We start from the raw sequence: 16,681 nt of genomic DNA on the forward strand, positions 1-16,681 counted from the left end.
GGCGCTTGGCAAGCCGCTTGGTCGAGGTCCGCTCGCACACGGTCTCACCGGGGCGGGCGAGGCGCAGGCGGCTCCATGGAGCCCCCGATGAACCGCGTAACGATCTGAAGGAACGTGACAGTGAAACAGACCATGATGGCGGTCCGCCTGTTCGAACATGGCGGGCCCGAGGTGCTCAAGTACACAGAGGCGCCGATTCCCGAGGTCGGCCCCGACGACATCCTGATGCGCGTGCACGCCACGGCCGTCAACAGTTGGGATCTGCGGTACCGCGCGGGCAACTTGCCGCAGCCTCTCCCGGGACGGCCGCCGTGGCCTCTGCCGTTCCAGCTCGGCCGGGACGCGGCCGGTGAAATCGTCGCCACCGGCGAGAACGTCACCAGGTGGCGCCCCGGCGACAGGGCGGTGCAGCTTCCGCATCCGCCGTGCCGTAACTGCGCCCTGTGCGTACGCGGGCTCGAAAACCTGTGCGTCGACACCGCCTACCCCGGACACCAGGTCTTCGGCGGATACGCCGAGTACGTCGTGCGTCGCCAGGACGCGATCCTGCCCATCCCCGACGGCGTCGACTTCGGGACAGCCGCAGCCACCATGTGGACCTACACCACCCCGCTCAACTGTGCGCGGCAGGCACCCGTCGGTCCCGGCGACACGGTGGTCATCACCGGCGCCAGCGGCGGGATGGCGATCGCCTGCGCACAACTGGCGAAGCTGAGCGGAGCCACCGCCATCGGCACCACCACCAAGCCGGACCGCGACGAAGCACTCAGGAAGCTCGGCTACGACCACATCCTGCACTCCACCGATCCCCGACTGCCGGCACAGGTCAGGGAGCTGACGCACGGTCTGGGCGCCGACGCCGTCTGGGACTGTGTCGGCGGCAACGACTTCTTCCAGCTCTCCCTTTCCTGCATACGGCTCGGCGGCACGGTCATCGTCCTGGGCACACCGAGCGGCCAGGGATCCCGGCTCGAGCTGGACGCACTCGCGCTCATCGGCCAGCAGGTGAGGATCGCCAGTGTGCGCGGCGCGACCTGGCGGGACCAGCAGCTGTGCCTGGAGCTGCTGGCGGCCGGAAGGATCAACCCGATCATCGACCGGGCCTACCCCCTGGCAGAGGCGGCGGAGGCCCACTCGTACCTGGAAAGCCAACGGCAGATCGGCAAAGTGCTCCTCCTGCCCTGACACCCGGATCGATTGCTGACGCCCGCGGAAGGCGCGGTCAGCGCGCCACCGTCACGGCTGCCGGAAAGAGCAGCCCGCTCTGTGCCGGCCACCTCATCGAACTGCTCGACGACCCGGCGACCCGGCGCCGGATGGGCGAGGCCGGCCGGGAGATCGTCGCCGGCCACGGCGTCCGCCGTACGCTGGCCGCGTTCGAGGCCCTCTACCTCCACACCGCCGGTCACCCCGCGGCCACGACGGCCCTCCCCCTTCCCCTCCCCACCTCGGCGATGGAAAGCGAGCACGATGAGTACGCAGCGCGTTCTGGTCGTCGATGACGAACCCAAGATCCGCATGACCGTGCGCGGCTACCTGGAGGCGGACGGGTTCCACGTCATCGAAGCCGCGGACGGACCGTCCGCTCTGCAGGCGGTCACCCGTGACCGGCCGGACCTGGTGGTGCTCGATGTGATGCTCCCGGGGCTGGACGGATTCCAGGTCCTGCGCCGTGTCCGGGAGGCGAGCCAGATCCCGGTGATCATGCTCACCGCCCGGGACGAGGAGGTCGACCGGCTGATCGGCTTCACCACCGGCAGCGACGACTACGTCACCAAGCCGTTCAGCCCTCGAGAACTGGCACTGCGCGTGCGCGCGATCCTGCGGCGCGCCGACAACCGGCCCGAGGCGGCCCACGAGGACGAGGTGCTGCGCTTCGACGGCCTGAGTGTCGATCCCCAGACGCGGACCGTCCTCGTCGACGCCGACCGGACCGTGGAGCTGTCCGCCCTCGACTTCGATCTGCTGTTCGCGCTGGCCCGGGTCCCCGGGCGGGTCTTCACCCGGCGCGGCCTGCTGGCCCAGGTGTGGGGCGAGGACTTCTTCGGCGACGAGCGCGTCGTGGACGTACACATCCGTACCCTGCGGCGCGCGCTGGGCGACGACGCGAGCGCACCGCGGTTCGTGGGCACCGTCCGCACCATCGGCTACCGGTTCATCGGGCGCCCCGGCTAACGGCCAGGAAGGACACCCGCCCATGCCGCCCTCCCGCTTCCCGGCCTACCGCAAAAGTCGTGCGCGGCTGCGCCGACTCCAGGAGCGTCTGTCGCTGCGCAACCGGCTGGTGCTCTCGCACGTCATGGTGCTCCTCCTGGCACTGCTGGCCATGGCGGCGATCAGCGCGCTGATCGAAGTGTGGCTCGGGTTTGACGACATCGAAGGCGACGTGGTCCTGCAGGTCGGTCTTTTGTTCGGAGTGGCCGCGGCTTTCCCGGCGTCCATCGCCCTGTCCCGGTTTCTGCTGCGTCCGCTCGACAGGGTCCGCGCCGCCACGCACCGGCTCGCCGAGGGGCACTACGACGACATCCTCGAAATCCCCAGCGAGCCGGGCCTGGCGGCGCTGGTCGAGGACGTGAACAGGCTGGCGGCAACCCTTGCCGACACCGAACGCCGCCGCGCCCGGCTGATCTCCGAGGTCGCCCACGAGATGCGGACCCCCATCACCATCCTGCGCGGCCAGATCGAGGGCATGGCCGACGGCATCTTCGTCCCCGACGACGCGATGTTCGCCTCGCTCGCCGACGACCTGGACCGGCTGCAGCGCCTGGCGGGCGACCTCTCCAGCCTGTCCCGGTCGGAGGAGGGCGCCTTCGCTCTTCACCGCAAGCCCACCGACGTGGCCACGCTGGCACGGGCCACAGCCGAACGGCTGCGCCCCCAGTACGACGACCAGATGGTGACCCTCAGCATGGACGCGGACACACCCGCCGTCGCCCTCTGCGACCCGGACCGGATCACCCAGGTCCTGGTGAACCTGCTCGGCAACGCACTGACCGCATGCGACCCCCACGGGCATGTGGCGCTGTCCGTGCACAGCGACCCGTATCCCGGGCACCACGTGATCGTCCGCATCGTGGACGACGGCATCGGCATCTCCGCACACGACCTGGAGCGCATCTTCCACCGCTTCGAACGCCTTGAGCATCCCGGCCGGCCCGCTGCCGCCGGCGGCAGCGGCATCGGCCTGACCATCGCCCGGGGCATCGCCCGAGCCCACGGCGGAGACATCGCCGCCGAATCGCCGGGACCGGGCAAGGGGGCGATGTTCACCCTGCGCCTACCGCAGGAACCCGCCCCAGGGACCGACACGGCTGAGGTCTCCCACTGACACCCACGTGTCCGCCGACACGGAGCGACGTCCCGGTGGGCGCCCGCAGCCGGATGTACTTGTACCGCGACGCGGAGGTGGGCGGCTCGACGGATCCGCAGCTCACGGCCCTCTCGAGCCAGTGGTCAACCTCGCTCGAGCATGGCGAGCGACGACGAGCGTCACCCCACGGTCGTTGCCGTCGGCAGCGGCGTACCGCGGTCGTGGTACACGCAGTGACCGCCGTAGGGCGACGCGAAAGGCGACCGTCTTGCAAGAACCTTGAGGCCTAAAACAACCCGGAGGTGGATTGTGATCGAGGTGAACGGCCTCAGTAAGAGGTACGGGGACAAGCTCGCGGTCGACGCGCTGAGCTTCACCGTGCGTCCTGGAGTGGTGACGGGCTTCCTCGGGCCCAACGGCGCGGGCAAGTCGACCACGATGCGGATGATCATGGGCCTTGACCGGCCGTCGTCCGGCACGACGCGCATCAACGGCCGCCCGTACGAGCAGCACAAGGCCCCGCTGCAGGAGATCGGGGCCTTGCTGGAAGCGAAGTCGATCCACCCCGGTCGTTCGGCCTATCACCACCTGCTGGCTCTGGCGGCGAGCAACGGCATCGGCAAACGGCGGGTGCTGGAGGTGATCGACATGGTCGGGCTTACGGAGGTGACCCGCAAGCGTGCGGGCGGCTTCTCGCTGGGCATGGGGCAGCGGCTGGGCATCGCCTCGGCGCTGCTCGGTGATCCGCAGGTCGTCATGCTGGACGAACCGGTCAACGGCCTTGATCCCGAAGGGGTGTTGTGGATCCGCAACCTGTTGAAGGATCTCGCGGACCGGGGCCGGACGGTCTTCGTTTCCTCTCACCTGATGACCGAGATGGCGTTGATCGCCGAGGACCTGATCGTGATCGGACGGGGGCGGCTGCTGTCCGCCGGTCCGCTCGCCGAATTCATCGCCGGGTCCTCCAGCCGCAGCGTACGGGTGCGCTCACCGCAGGCCGCGGACCTGCGTGCCCTGCTGCTGGGCGACGACGTCACGGTTTCGACCAGCGAGCCCGGTGTACTGGACGTCACCGGACTGGAGGCGGCCGAGATCGGTGAACGCGCCGCGGCCGCCGGCGTGGTCCTGCATGAGCTGTTCCGTCAGGAGGCCTCGCTGGAAGAGGCGTTCATGGAGCTGACCCACGACTCCGTCGAATACCACGCCACCACCGCGGAGCCCGTCACGACGGGAAGGACGAACCGATGAGCACCACAGACCTCGCCCCGCAGGACACGAACAGGACAGAACGCCGGTCGGCGGACCGTCAGCGGGTCACCTTTCCGCGGGTCGTCCACATGGAATGGATCAAACTGCGGTCGCTGCGCTCGACGACCCTCACGCTGGCGATCACGGTCGCCCTCCTCATCGGCTTCGGCCTGCTGTTCAGCAGCGTGGTCGGCTCGGGAGAGGGCCCCGACCAGGAGGACTTCAGCGACCCGACCTCGATCACCCTGGGCGGCGTGATGCTCGCCGCGCTGGCCACCGCGGTGCTCGGAGTCCTGATGAGCGCCGGTGAGTACGCCACCGGAACCATCCGCGCCACGCTCGCCGCAGTCCCCTCACGCCTGCCGGTGCTGTGGGGCAAGGTGGTCGTCTTCGCCGCGGTGAGCTTCGTACTCATGTTCATCGCGGCCCTGGGTGCCTTCCTGCTCGGCCAGTCGGTCCTGTCCTCCCGCGACATGGACACCGCCGCGCTGTCGGATCCGGGGGTGTTCCGCGCGGTCATCGGCGCGGCGGTCTACCTGACCGGAGCCGGCCTGATCGGTCTGGCGGTCGGCGCCCTGCTGCGCAACACCGCCGGGGCGATCACCCTCGTGGTGGGCGCGCTGTTCGTGGTGCCCGGCCTGATCCAGCTGTTGCCCAGCAGCTGGAACGACGCCATCGGCCCGTACCTGCCGTCGAACGCGGCGAACGCGTTCATGGCGGTGCAGACGGAGAGCGGCTCACTGTCATCCGGGTCCGGACTGGCGGTGTTCGCCGTGTACATCGTGGTACTCCTGGCCGGCGCGGCCGTCCTGCTCAAGCGACGCGATGCCTGAGTCCGATGCCTGAGTACATCGCCGCCGGCACTCCGCCCACCCGCTCGTACCCCTCTGGCATACGGGCGGGTGGTCCCGTCCGCCGGTACAAGGGGACTCGGTACGAGGGGACGGTGCAGCCGTGACCGGCCCGGCGGCGTGGCGACGGGTGACCGGCGTCGAGCCACGCCTGCTGGACGCCGCCCTCGCCGCCGTCGTGGGCGTCGGCGGCCTGCTCTACCTGCTGATCGGACGAGGGCCCGACGGCGAAGCACCGTCAGGTGCCGACGCCGTTGCCGCCGGGGCCGCGGTCCTCCTCCTGCTGGCCCGCCGACGGGCACCGCTTCCCGTCCTGGCGCTGACGGTGCTCGGCGAGACCTCCTTCACCGTCCTCGCCTCCCGTCCATCACCCGTGCTCGCCGTCACCGCGTTCATCGCGGTCTACACCGTGGCCCGTACGGTCCGGCGTCGGACCGCGGTGATCGCCGCCGCCCTCACGGCCACCGCGCTGTACGTCGTCGTCGCCTATCCGATGGACTCGGCCTCCGACCCGGAGGGCGGCGCCGTGTTCGCCTGGGTCGGCACGTTCGCCGCTGTCGGGGGCACCGTGCGCACCTGGCGCGACTACACGGCCGCGATGGAGGAGCGGGCGCAACGTGCGGAGGCGAGCAAGGAAGTGGAGGCCCGCCGCCGGGTCGCCGAGGAGCGGCTGCGCATCGCCAGGGAACTCCACGATGTGGTCGCCCACCACATCGCCCTGATCACCATTCAGGCGGGCGTCGCCGGACACTTCCTGCGTGACCGGCCGGACCGGGCAGAGGTGGCACTCGGCCACATCCGCGAAGGCGGCCGCACGGTGCTGGACGAACTGGGCTCGCTGCTACACGTACTACGACAGTCCGGCGACGAGACGGACGAGGCGCAGCCGACGGAACCCGTGCCCGGTCTGTCCCGCCTCGGACGGCTCATCGAATCGCTGGCCGCCGCCGGGCTGAGCGTCCGCCACCGGCAGGCCGGCCGACCGCGCCCCCTGCCGACCGCCGTCGATCTGGCCGCCTACCGCGTCATCCAGGAGGCGTTGACCAACGCCCACAAGCACGGCGCCGACGCCGTGGCTGACCTGCTCGTCGACTACCGGACCGACGCGCTGCACATCGAGATCTCCAACCCGGTACGCACCGGCCCGGTCCCGGACGCCCAGGGCACCGGCCACGGGCTGACGGGCATGCGTGAGCGCGCCCACGCGGTCGGCGGCAGCTTCCACGCCGGAACGGGCGCCGACGGTCGTTTCCGCCTCGACGTGCGTCTGCCGCTGCCGGAGACCGAAACACCGGCGGATGCTCCGAGCGGATCTGCCGCAGAGACGGCTGCAACGACCGTGCAGGAGAGACCCGCATGACCATCCGTGTCCTGCTCGCCGACGACCAGGCCCTCGTCCGTGTCAGCTTCCGCATGATCATCGAGTCGGAACCGGACCTGGAGGTCGTCGGTGAGGCGGCGACGGGCGAGGAAGCGGTCAGGCTGGCCCGCAGCACTCTCGCCGACGTCGTGCTGATGGACATCCGGATGCCCGACATGGACGGCCTCGCCGCCACCGGCGCCATCACAGCCGACGACGACCTCGCAGGCGTACGGGTGCTGATCCTGACGACCTTCGAAGCGGACGAATACGTCTTCCAGGCGCTGCGTGCCGGGGCCAGCGGCTTCCTCGGCAAGGGCGTGGAGCCCACCGGCCTCCTCGACGCCATCCGTCTGGTCGCCCGGGGCGAGGCACTGCTGTCACCGAAGGCGACCAGGGCGCTCATCGCCCGCTACCTCTCCGTACCGGATCCCAAAGGCCCTTCGGTGCCGGAACTGACGAGCCTGACCGAACGCGAGCGTGAAGTGTTCGTCCTCGTGGCCGCCGGTCTCTCCAACGACGCCATCGCCGAACGTCTCCACGTCTCGCCCTGGACCGCCAAGACCCACGTGAACCGCATCATGGCCAAGCTCGGTGCCCGGGACCGCGCCCAACTCGTCGTGATCGCCTACCAGACCGGCTTCGCACGGGGCCAAGGGCCGGTACTCTGACTAAAATAGTCAGTCTCTCTGACTCTTAGAGGTTCAAACTCAGTCAGAGCACCTGACGATTCCCGAGAAAATTGAAGGAGTCGTGGCCGCATGACCGACCAGCTCGACATCGGGTCCCTGCTCTTCATCGCCTACCGGGCGATGGGCGACCGGGTCTTCGCCGCCATCACCGAGGCCGGGTACGACGACGTCACCATGGCGCAGTTCAAGCTCCTGCAGCGCATCAACGCCGACGGCACCCGCCTCAGCGAACTCGCCGAGGCCACACAGGTGACGAAACAGACCGCCGGCTACCTGGTCGACCAGTTGGAGGCCGGCGGATACGTGGAGCGCGGCCCGGATCCCACGGATGCCCGCGCCCGGCTGATCCGCCAGACTGGCAAGGCACAGGCCATACACCCCATCGCCGTTGCGGCGATCGCCGAGATCGAGGCCGAGTGGACCGCCCACCTCGGCAAACGTCGCATGGACCAGCTGCGCGACGGCCTCGCAAGGCTCCGCGAGATCACGGACCCGTACCTCGGCCGGTGAGGCCGTCCATCGCGACCGAAGCAGACGACGGGAGAGGCCGAGATGCCCGAGTACTCGTTGGCCCTCAGTGACGCGGAGATCGAGCGGTACCAGCTCATGGCCGAAGCCGCCGAGCGGAGGGAACGTGACCTGTGGGTCGCCGCAGGAGCGGCCCCCGGTGCGCGGATCGCGGATGTGGGATGCGGACCCGGCGCGATCGCGGTGCGGCTGGCGAAGACGGCCGGCCCGGACGGCGCTGTGTGGGCGGTCGACCGGGACGGCGACGCGCTGTCCGTTGCCTCCGTCCTTGCCGAGAAGGCCGGGGTGCGGGTGCACACGGCGACCGGGTCCGCCGACGCCACCGGGCTGCCCGCCGGAACCTTCGACCTGGTGATGCTCCGGCATGTCCTGGCCCACAACGGTGGCCGTGAGCAGGCGATCGTCGACCACCTCGCCACACTGGCCAGGCCGGGCGGCGGTGCCGTGTACCTCGACGACATCGACGCCGACTCCTTCCGGCTGCGCGGAGCCCCAGCGGCGTACGAGGAGATGGACGAGCGGTACCGCGAACTGCACCGCCGCCGAGGCAACGACCTCACCATCGGCACCCGGCTCGACGAACTGCTCACCTCGGCCGGCCTGGAGCTCGTCGCCTTCGAGGGGCACATCGATGTGATCACGCCGCCGGGTATGCGCGGCCCGGCCTGGGCCGCCCGCGACGCCATGATCGTCGAAGGCCTGGTCACGCCGGAGGACATCGCCCGCTGGGACGAGGCCTTCTGCAGGGCCGAACACGACGGGCGCGAGGTCAGGTTCTTCGGCGCCAACTTCGTCGCCTTCGCCCGGCGCCCCTGAGGGTCGGGATGAGGCGCTGCTCCCTGGGCGTCTGACAGCTCGGCGTCCGGTCACAGCTCCTGCGAGCTCCTTGACGATAGTCAGCCTCTCTGACTAATCTGACCGCAGATAAGTCAGAGGAGCTGACTATTTTAGTCAGCGCGTCGTACTTAATTTGCCATGACCGCCAAGGAGAGCGCCATGAACACCACTCCCGCACACGCCCGCAGGACCACCACTGCCGCACTCATGACCGCGGCTCTCGCAGTCGGCGTCGCCGTGGTGCCCGCCGCCGCGGCCACCCCCTCGATCGCCGCCCACGACGCCGGTTCCGGCTTCGGCCGCGGTGAGAAGGCTCGGCTCAGCCACCAGGAGTCCGTCGCCGTCCGTGTCACCAAGGGCGTGTTCGAGCGCGGGGACACCAAGGTCGTCGACCGGTTCGTACGGCCGGACTACATCGCGCACAACCCGAACTCCGCCAACGGTGCCGAGGCCCTGAAGAACCTCGGAGTGTTCCTTCACCAGCAGTTCCCGAACGCCAGATACAACGTCAAGCGGGTCTTCTCCGAGGGGAACCTGGTGGTGATGCACTCCAACGTCGTCATGACGCCGGGTACCCGTGGCGACGCGGTCGTCGACATCTTCCGCTTCGAGGGCGGGAAGATCGCCGAGCACTGGGACGCGTCGCAGGAGGTGCCGGAGACCACCGCCAGCGGCAACGACATGTTCTCCACGCTCAGCCGACCGCAGACCCAGGAGCCGGGATCGCGGGGGCTCACCGCGCGCAACAAGAAGCTGGTGACCGCCTACTACGACCAGGTTCTCGTCCGTAAGGACCTGTCCGGCATCGACACCTACGTGGCCGCCGATTACTACCAGCACAATCCCGATGTCGAGAACGGGCCCGAGGGAGCGAAGGCCGGGCTGGGGTGGTTCTTCCAGCAGTTCCCGCAACTGACGTACACGCCGAAGCGGGTCATCGCCGAGGGAGACCTGGTGGCCGTCCACAGCCACTTCGTCCCGGCGCCGGGCGAGCGTGGCAGCGCGGTCGTGGACATCTTCCGCGTGCGGAACGGGAAGATCGTCGAGCACTGGGACGTCATCCAGGCGGTGCCGGAGACATCGGCGAACGACAACACCATGTTCTGAGCTATGCCCCGGTCCGCGCGACCTGATCGGCCGCGCGAGCCGGCCAAGGATCGCGGTGGACGGGGCCGGTGCCGTGCGACAGGGGCCGGCCCGTGCCACGGTTGGCGTGGGCGATGATCTCCGACGTGATGGAGATCGCTGTCTCCTCGGGAGTACGAGCACCGAGGTCCAGGCCGATCGGCGAGTGCAGACGGGCCAGTTGGTCCTGGGGGACGCCGGCTTCCCGGAGCAGGTCGATGCGGTGCTCGTGGGTGCGTCGGGAGCCCATCGCGCCGATGTAGCCGACGGGGAGGGTCAGTGCCAGACGCAGCAGGGGGATGTCGAACTTGGCATCGTGGGTGAGGACGCAGACGGCGGTGCGGGCATCGGTCTCGGTGGCCGCGAGGTAGCGGTGGGGCCAGTCGGTGACGACCTCGTCGGCGTGCGGGAAGCGGGCGGTGGTGGTGAAGACCGGGCGGGCGTCGCAGACGGTGACGTGGTAGCCGAGGAAGTGTCCGGCCTGGCTGAGGGCGGCGGCGAAGTCGACGGCGCCGAAAATCAGCATGCGCGGGCGGGATGCGTGGGTGTGGACGAGGACGGTCAGCTTCCGGGGACAGGTGTCGGCGTCGCTACCGACCTCGATGCAGGCGGTGCGGCCCACGCACAGGAGCGCGCGGGCGTGCGCCACGACCTGCCGGTCGTCACTCCCGGAGCCGAGCGTGCCGTCGTGGGGCCCCTCGCCAGGGACGTGGAGCGTGCGGCCGACGAGCTCGTCGGGGCCGTCGACGACGTGGGCCACGGCCGTGGGGCGCCCCGCGAGCACGGCTTCGAGGGCGGCGGCGAGGTGGGGCTCGGCGGCGGGTTCCACGCGCTGTACCAGGACCTCGATCTCGCCGCCGCAGGTCAGGCCGACGGCGAAGGCGTCGTCGTCGGAGTAGCCGAAGCCGGCGCGGGCGGGCAGCCCGCCGTGTGCGAGGACGTGTTGGCACAGTTCGTAGACCGCCGCTTCGACACAGCCGCCGGAGATGCTGCCGACCGCGGTGCCGTCCGTGTCCACGGCCATTGCCGTGCCGACGGGCAGGGGTGCACTGCCACTGACATGGACGACGGTGGCGAGGGCGAAGGGGTGGGCCTCGCGGCACCACTGGTGCAATGCGTCCGCGATGTTCAGCATGGCGGGCTTTCCGTGAGGTGAGTGACTTGGCGGGCCGCCGCCGCGCCCTGGGAGAGGAAACCGCGGCGGCGGCCCTGGTGCCCGGCGGTGTGGCGTCATGAGCCGCCGGACGCTTGGGAGCCCGGGTGGCCGGGTGGGGCACTCCGGCCACCCGGGGGTTCAGAGGAGGGCCTCAGGCTTGATCGGCAGCTCGCGGACCCGGCGGCCGGTGGCGTTGAACACCGCGTTGGCGATGGCGGGCGCCACTCCGACGATGACGATCTCACCGAGTCCCTTGACGCCGATCGGGTCGGCTTCGTAGTCCTCCCCCTCGATGTAGATCGCCTTCATTTCGGGCATGTCGGCGTGGGTCGGCACGAGGTAGTCGGCGAGGTTGGCGTTGACGATCCGGCCGTCGCGGTGGTCGGTGACCGTGTGCTCGAGGAGGGCATGACCGATACCGCCGGTCATGGCCCCGATGGCCTGGCTGTCGGCGAGCCTCGGGTTGATGATCCGGGCGGCGTCGTACACGCCGACCATGCGCCGCACCCGTACGAGGCCGAGGTGGGCGTCGACGGCGACTTCGGCGAACGTCGCGGCGTAGGCGTAGAAGGAGAACTTCTCCGCTTCCGACGCCCCGGCGTACGAGCCCATCGCTTCGAGGTGGCTGCGGTTGTTGCGGGCCAGGAGGCGCTGGTACGTCTCCCCGCGCGTGGGGTTGTTCTTCACATACAGCCGACCGCCTCGTACGACGATGTCGGCGGCGTCGGCTCCGTACAGCGGCGAGTCCTCGTCCCCGACCGCGAGCGTGATGGCCTGCTTGCGCAGCTTGTCGCAGCCGTCCTGGACGGCGGAGCCGACGCTGGCCATGGTCTGTGAGCCGGCGTGGACGGGGGCCGGGGGCATCAGGGAGTCGCCGAGCCGGAAGGTCACCTGGCGCATGGTCAGGCCGAGGGCGTCGGCGGCGACCTGGGTCATGGAGGTGGCCGTGCCGGGACCCATGTCGCTGGTCGCGGACTGCACCAGGGCGATGCCGTCGGCATCCAGCCGGACCGAGGCCTGGGCCTCGCTGCGCTGGGTGTCGTAGACACCGGCGGCCATCCCCATGCCGATGAGCCAGTCGCCGTCACGCGTCGAGCGGGGCTTGGGGTTGCGCCGGTGCCAGCCGAACTCGCGGGCGCCCGCGCGGTAGCAGTCACGCAGGCGGCGGGTGGAGAACGGCAGATTGGTGGACTCGTCATCGGCGGGTTCGTTGCGCAGCCGCAGCTCGATCGGGTCCAGGCCCAGTTCGTGGGCGAGTTCGTCCATCGCCGTCTCGACGGGGAAGGCGCCGCTGGCGTAGCCGGGGCCGCGCATGAACCACGGGGTGCTCACGTCCAGCGGGACGTGACGGTAGGCCTGACGGACGTTGGGCGTGCTGTAGAGCATCCGGCCGGGTTCCAGAACGTGTTCGCTGTGCCTCTCGTAGCGGGAGCTCTCGGTGCGGATATCGTGCGCCGACGCGGTCAGGCGGCCCTGCCGGTTGCCGCCGAGGCGCAGTTCGTACTCGTATGCGGGCCGGAATCCCACGCCGAAGTACAGCTGCCTGCGCGTGAGAACGAGTTTGACGGGACGTTTCACTTCACGGGCGGCCAGGGCAGCGATGACGGATTGCACCCAGGTACGGGCGGCGCTGCCGAAGGCGCCGCCGACGAACGGCGAGATGACGCGGATGCTGTCCGGCGGGATCCCGAACTCGGCGGACAAGGTGAACACGGTGCCCTGCACATACTGGGTCTTCTCCCAGACGGTCAGCCGGTCACCGTCCCAGCGGGCGACGGTGCCGGCCGGTTCTATCGGGTTGTGGTGGTTGCGGGCCATCCGGTACGTCAGGTCCAGCCGGACAGGGGCGGATTCCAGGGCACCGTCGGCGTCGCCTCGCGCATAGGTCTCCGGGTCGTCGGCGGGTTCGGCGGCGCTGATGTCGGTCGAGACAGGCTCGGCGTCGTAGGAGACCTCCACCAGGCTCGCGGCGTGCTGGGCGGTCTCCAGCGTGGTCGCCACCACGACCGCGACGGGCTGGCCGAAGAACCGGATGCGGTCGTCCTGCAAGGGGCGCAGCGGCTCACCCGGCGGGAACTGCCCTTCACGGGGCGGCAGTTCGGGGGCGTTGAGGTGGCTGATCACCTTCAGGACGCCGGTCTGGGCTTCGGCGGCGCGGGCGTCGATGCCGGTGACACGGCCCCGGCCGACGCTGCTCTCGACGAGGACCGCGTGCACGACCCCGTCGGGGCTGTTGTCGGCGGCGTACTTCGCTTTCCCTGTCACTCTCAGCCGTGCGTCGACCCGGGGCGCCGCCGCACCGACCGCTGCCTGTGGCTGGCTCATTTGCTGCCTCCTACGGTGCGCAGCTGGCGTTCGACGGTGCGTTTGAGCAGCTCGGCCTTGAACCGGTTGTGCGTGAGGGGGCGGGCCCCGTCGGCCGCGTGCTCGGCGGCCTCGGTCCACAGCCGGTCGGAGGGGCGCTCGCCGACCAGGGCTTCTTCGACGGCAGGGAGCTTCCAGGGCACGGTGCCCACGCCTCCGGCGGCGACCTGCGCCTCGCGGATCACGCCGCCGCGTACATGCAGCGCGACCGCGGCCGAGGTGAGCGCGAACTCGTAGGACTGCCGGTCGCGCACTTTCAGGTAGCCGGACTTCAGTGGACGAGGATGGGCCGGGATCTCCACGGCGGTGATCAACTCGCCTGGACGGGCGGCTTGTTCGCGGTTCGGAGTGCTGCCGGGCTTCAGCAGGAAGTCCGCGAAGGGCAGGGTGCGTTCGCCGTCCGGGCCCCGCAGGTGGACGGTGGCCTCCAGGGCGGCGAGGGCGACCGCGAGATCGGAGGGGTGTGTGGCGACGCAGCTGTCGGAGGTGCCGAGGATCGCGTGGCTGCGGTTGAAGCCCTCCTGGGCGGCGCAACCGGAGCCGGGTTCGCGCTTGTTGCAGTCGGCGGTCACATCACGGAAGTACGTACAGCGAGTGCGCTGCATGATGTTGCCACCGATGGTCGCCATGTTCCGCAACTGAGCCGACGCGCTCAGCTCCAGCGCCTCGGAGATCACCGGATACAGAGCACGCACCCCCCGGTGGGCGGCGGCTTCGGTCATGCTGACCAGCGCACCGATGCGCAGGCCACCGCTCTTGGTGACGGTGATCTCGCGCAGCGGCAGCGCGCTGATGTCGACCAGCGTCTCGGGACGTTCGACGGTCTCCCGCATCAGGTCGACGAGAGTGGTGCCGCCGGCGATGTAACGCCCGCCGCCGCGACCGGCGTTGAGGGCCTCACGCGTGTCCGCGGCCTTGGTGTAGGTGAAGGGATACATGGGGATCGGTCCTCACTTCCGGCCGGCGGCCTGCTCGACCGCGCGCTCGATCTTCACGTAGCAGCCGCAGCGGCAGAGGTTGCCGCTCATCCACTCCCGGATCTCTTCCGGGGAGCCGGTGTGCCCCTCCTTGATGCAACCGACGCCGGACACGATCTGGCCCGGCGTACAGAAGCCGCACTGGAAGGCGTCCTGGTCGATGAACGCCTGCTGCAGCGGGTGGAGCCGGTCACCCTTCGCCAGGCCCTCGATCGTGGTGACCTCGGCGCCGTCCAGACGCACCGCCAGCGTCAGGCAGGAGTTGATCCGGCGTCCGTCGACCAGGACCGTACAGGCGCCACAGGCACCGGCGTTGCAGCCCTTCTTCGAACCGGTCAGATCGAGATGCTCGCGCAACAGATCCAGCAGCGAGGTGCGGTTGTCGACCGTGACGGTGCGCCGGACGCCGTTGACCGTCAAGGAGACACGGCTGCCGGGCGGCGCCTCAGCGGCCACCGCTTCCTCCGCGACGGGCGTGAGCGGACCCGCGACCAGGCCGCCGGCCACAGCGACTCCTCCGACAACGGTGGTCGTGGCGATGAAGGTGCGCCGGGTGGGCGTGGAGGGGGGCTCGACGGAGGGCGTCTCGGCTTGGACGGGATGTTCGGTGGACATGTCCACTCTCCCTCGATGGGGTGCGGGTGGTTGTCAGGACGTACCGATGCCATGCCGCTTCGCGAAGGTACGCCTTGCCCGTTGCGGCATTGCTGACCGAGGACCCGTCGATGATCAGGACCGGGTTTCGGAACGCCAGCCCAGCATTAACCTCCTGATGCTCATCAGGCAACCGTCATTGCATCAAGCACCTTTACAACATTTCCGGCGCCACCGGCCACCCGTAGTTCCGCCATCAGCGCGGCCGGTCCCGGGCCGTCGGGGCGGGCGGCCGTCACCGCGCGCAGGTTGGCCACGTGCGCACGGGCGTGCTCCGGCAGGTCTTCCGGGGGGAAAACAGGCCGTGCGCGGCCGGATCGAGGAAGAAGCGGCGGGCCAGGTTGCGGTAGCGCGGCGGGTGAGTGAGGGCGTCTCCCGCCGGCGCCCGTGCCCTCGCGTTCTGCGCCAGGACGTCGCCGCAGTCGGTCAGCACCTGGGCCGGGGTGTCGTGCAGTCGGTCGAGGACCAGCAGCAGGCCGGGGCTTACGTGCGCGCACGTCGTCCCGCGGCGCGCCGGCTCCTCGCCCGCCAGGTGGAACAGGTGGTCGCGTTCGTCGTACCCGACGGTGTGGACGGCCATGGACGGGCCATGGACGCGGGAGCCCTGTGAGCCGGACGTGGTCCGGGCCGGCAGCACGCCGCTGAGGCCGGCCTCCGCTTCGGTTCAGCCTCGGGCGGCGAACGCAGCGGCCGCTTCCTCGAAGGACGCGGGTTCACGGCCGAGCAGCATCCGCAGGACGTTGCTGTTGCCGCGCAGGCCGTGCCGGTCATAGTCCTGCCACATGGCACGCATGTCGGGGCCCCTGGACGGATCGTCGGCCACTCCTGGCGGGAGCGGCGCTTCCCCCCAGTCGACTGTCCTCGCCTCGAGCTCCACTCCTCGTGCACGCCCCGCGATACGCACGGCCTCGGCAAGCGTGACGGCGGGTCCCGCCAGCTCGTAGGTCGCCGAGTCGTGCCCCTGCTCGGCCAGAACCTTGACGCCGACTTCAGCGAGCTCGCGCAAGTCGATCATCGAGAATTCGTGGTGGACGTCGAACGGCACGTTCACCGGTCCACCCGGAGCCCTCCCCCACGTCGACAGGACGATCTGGGCGAACATCGAGGGCTGGAGGATCGTCCAGGCCAGACCCGAAGCCCGCACGGCGGCCTCGGCGTTCGCCTTGCGCAGGTGGTGACGCAGCCCGGGGGTGTGCGGGTGGAGGACGGACAGGTACACGAACCGGCACGCACCCGCGTGCTCGGCCGCCTCGATCGCCCTGATCGCGAAGACGTCCTCCTCCGGGTGGAACGCCGGAGGGATCATGAACACGAAGTCTGCGTTCTTCAGCGCCTGACGGACGGAGTCGGGCCCCGCGAGATCGGCCTCGACGATCTCGTCGGCGCCCAGGGCGGCCACCCGTTCACGGCCTGCCGGCCCGTGCACCACGGCGCGGACCCTGAACGGAGCGCGCCGCGCCGCCTCCAACAGATACGTACCGCAGAGCCCGGCCGCCCCGACCACCGCGAGCAAGGGCGGCTCTTCGCTGCGTACGGCTTCCGTTTCGGACACTTTCCGGTTCCCTCTTTCCTCAGTTTT

15 protein-coding genes and 1 pseudogene are annotated in these 16,681 nt (G+C 70.0%); 10 read left to right on the forward strand and 6 right to left on the reverse strand.

The window, feature by feature from the left end:
• The first annotated feature begins 120 nt into the window (after window positions 1–120).
• From IEZ21_RS26095 to IEZ21_RS26140, 10 genes are all read left to right on the forward strand, one after another.
• The gene (locus tag IEZ21_RS26095) at window positions 121–1,185 is read left to right on the forward strand and encodes a quinone oxidoreductase family protein (RefSeq protein ID WP_189324315.1); all 1,065 of its coding nucleotides are present in this window, start codon (window positions 121–123) and stop codon (window positions 1,183–1,185) included.
• Window positions 1,186–1,470: 285 nt separating this feature from the next.
• Window positions 1,471–2,175: a response regulator transcription factor gene (locus IEZ21_RS26100; protein ID WP_189324316.1), complete on the forward strand. Its 705-nt coding sequence runs from the start codon at window positions 1,471–1,473 to the stop codon at window positions 2,173–2,175.
• A gap of 22 nt (window positions 2,176–2,197) precedes the next feature.
• Window positions 2,198–3,328 carry a sensor histidine kinase gene (locus tag IEZ21_RS26105; RefSeq protein WP_246568159.1) on the forward strand — a complete coding sequence of 377 codons (1,131 nt, stop codon included), beginning with the start codon at window positions 2,198–2,200 and terminating at the stop codon, window positions 3,326–3,328.
• Window positions 3,329–3,619: 291 nt separating this feature from the next.
• Entirely contained in the window at window positions 3,620–4,558 is a 939-nt protein-coding gene (locus IEZ21_RS26110; RefSeq protein ID WP_033318211.1) for an ATP-binding cassette domain-containing protein, read from the forward strand.
• A complete protein-coding gene (locus IEZ21_RS26115) occupies window positions 4,555–5,391 on the forward strand; it encodes an ABC transporter permease (protein WP_033318210.1) in 837 nt (278 codons plus the stop codon). Before IEZ21_RS26110 ends, IEZ21_RS26115 begins: the two co-directional genes overlap by 4 nt.
• A 121-nt stretch (window positions 5,392–5,512) precedes the next feature.
• Entirely contained in the window at window positions 5,513–6,769 is a 1,257-nt protein-coding gene (locus tag IEZ21_RS26120) for a sensor histidine kinase (RefSeq protein ID WP_246568161.1), read from the forward strand.
• Window positions 6,766–7,440 (forward strand): response regulator, encoded by a 675-nt coding sequence (locus IEZ21_RS26125; RefSeq protein ID WP_189324317.1) that lies wholly within the window; start codon window positions 6,766–6,768, stop codon window positions 7,438–7,440. Before IEZ21_RS26120 ends, IEZ21_RS26125 begins: the two co-directional genes overlap by 4 nt.
• 90 nt (window positions 7,441–7,530) lie before the next feature.
• Entirely contained in the window at window positions 7,531–7,971 is a 441-nt protein-coding gene (locus IEZ21_RS26130; RefSeq protein WP_189324318.1) for a MarR family winged helix-turn-helix transcriptional regulator, read from the forward strand.
• A gap of 42 nt (window positions 7,972–8,013) precedes the next feature.
• Window positions 8,014–8,805, forward strand: a complete 792-nt coding sequence (locus tag IEZ21_RS26135; protein ID WP_189324319.1) for a methyltransferase domain-containing protein — start codon at window positions 8,014–8,016, stop codon at window positions 8,803–8,805.
• A gap of 180 nt (window positions 8,806–8,985) precedes the next feature.
• Window positions 8,986–9,933, forward strand: coding sequence for a nuclear transport factor 2 family protein (locus IEZ21_RS26140; protein ID WP_189324320.1), 948 nt, complete (start codon window positions 8,986–8,988; stop codon window positions 9,931–9,933).
• Window position 9,934: 1 nt separating this feature from the next.
• Here the strand turns inward: IEZ21_RS26140 and IEZ21_RS26145 are convergent, their stop codons facing one another.
• From IEZ21_RS26145 to IEZ21_RS26170, 6 genes and pseudogenes are all read right to left on the reverse strand, one after another.
• Window positions 9,935–11,086, reverse strand: coding sequence for an XdhC family protein (locus IEZ21_RS26145; protein ID WP_189324321.1), 1,152 nt, complete (start codon window positions 11,084–11,086; stop codon window positions 9,935–9,937).
• Window positions 11,087–11,245: 159 nt separating this feature from the next.
• Window positions 11,246–13,432 carry a xanthine dehydrogenase family protein molybdopterin-binding subunit gene (locus tag IEZ21_RS26150; protein ID WP_189324322.1) on the reverse strand — a complete coding sequence of 729 codons (2,187 nt, stop codon included), beginning with the start codon at window positions 13,430–13,432 and terminating at the stop codon, window positions 11,246–11,248.
• Complete coding sequence (locus IEZ21_RS26155) at window positions 13,429–14,409, reverse strand: FAD binding domain-containing protein (RefSeq protein WP_189324323.1); 981 nt, start codon at window positions 14,407–14,409, stop codon at window positions 13,429–13,431. Before IEZ21_RS26155 ends, IEZ21_RS26150 begins: the two co-directional genes overlap by 4 nt.
• 12 nt (window positions 14,410–14,421) lie before the next feature.
• A complete protein-coding gene (locus IEZ21_RS26160; RefSeq protein ID WP_189324324.1) occupies window positions 14,422–15,063 on the reverse strand; it encodes a (2Fe-2S)-binding protein in 642 nt (213 codons plus the stop codon).
• A gap of 221 nt (window positions 15,064–15,284) precedes the next feature.
• A pseudogene (locus IEZ21_RS26165) lies at window positions 15,285–15,658 on the reverse strand (MmyB family transcriptional regulator); the annotation flags it as partial.
• A 108-nt stretch (window positions 15,659–15,766) separates the two neighbouring features.
• A complete protein-coding gene (locus tag IEZ21_RS26170) occupies window positions 15,767–16,654 on the reverse strand; it encodes an SDR family oxidoreductase (RefSeq protein WP_189324325.1) in 888 nt (295 codons plus the stop codon).
• Window positions 16,655–16,681 lie beyond the last annotated feature (27 nt).

It is taken from the genome of Streptomyces flaveus (genome assembly GCF_014647675.1).
In the GTDB taxonomy this organism is placed as follows: domain Bacteria; phylum Actinomycetota; class Actinomycetes; order Streptomycetales; family Streptomycetaceae; genus Streptomyces; species Streptomyces flaveus.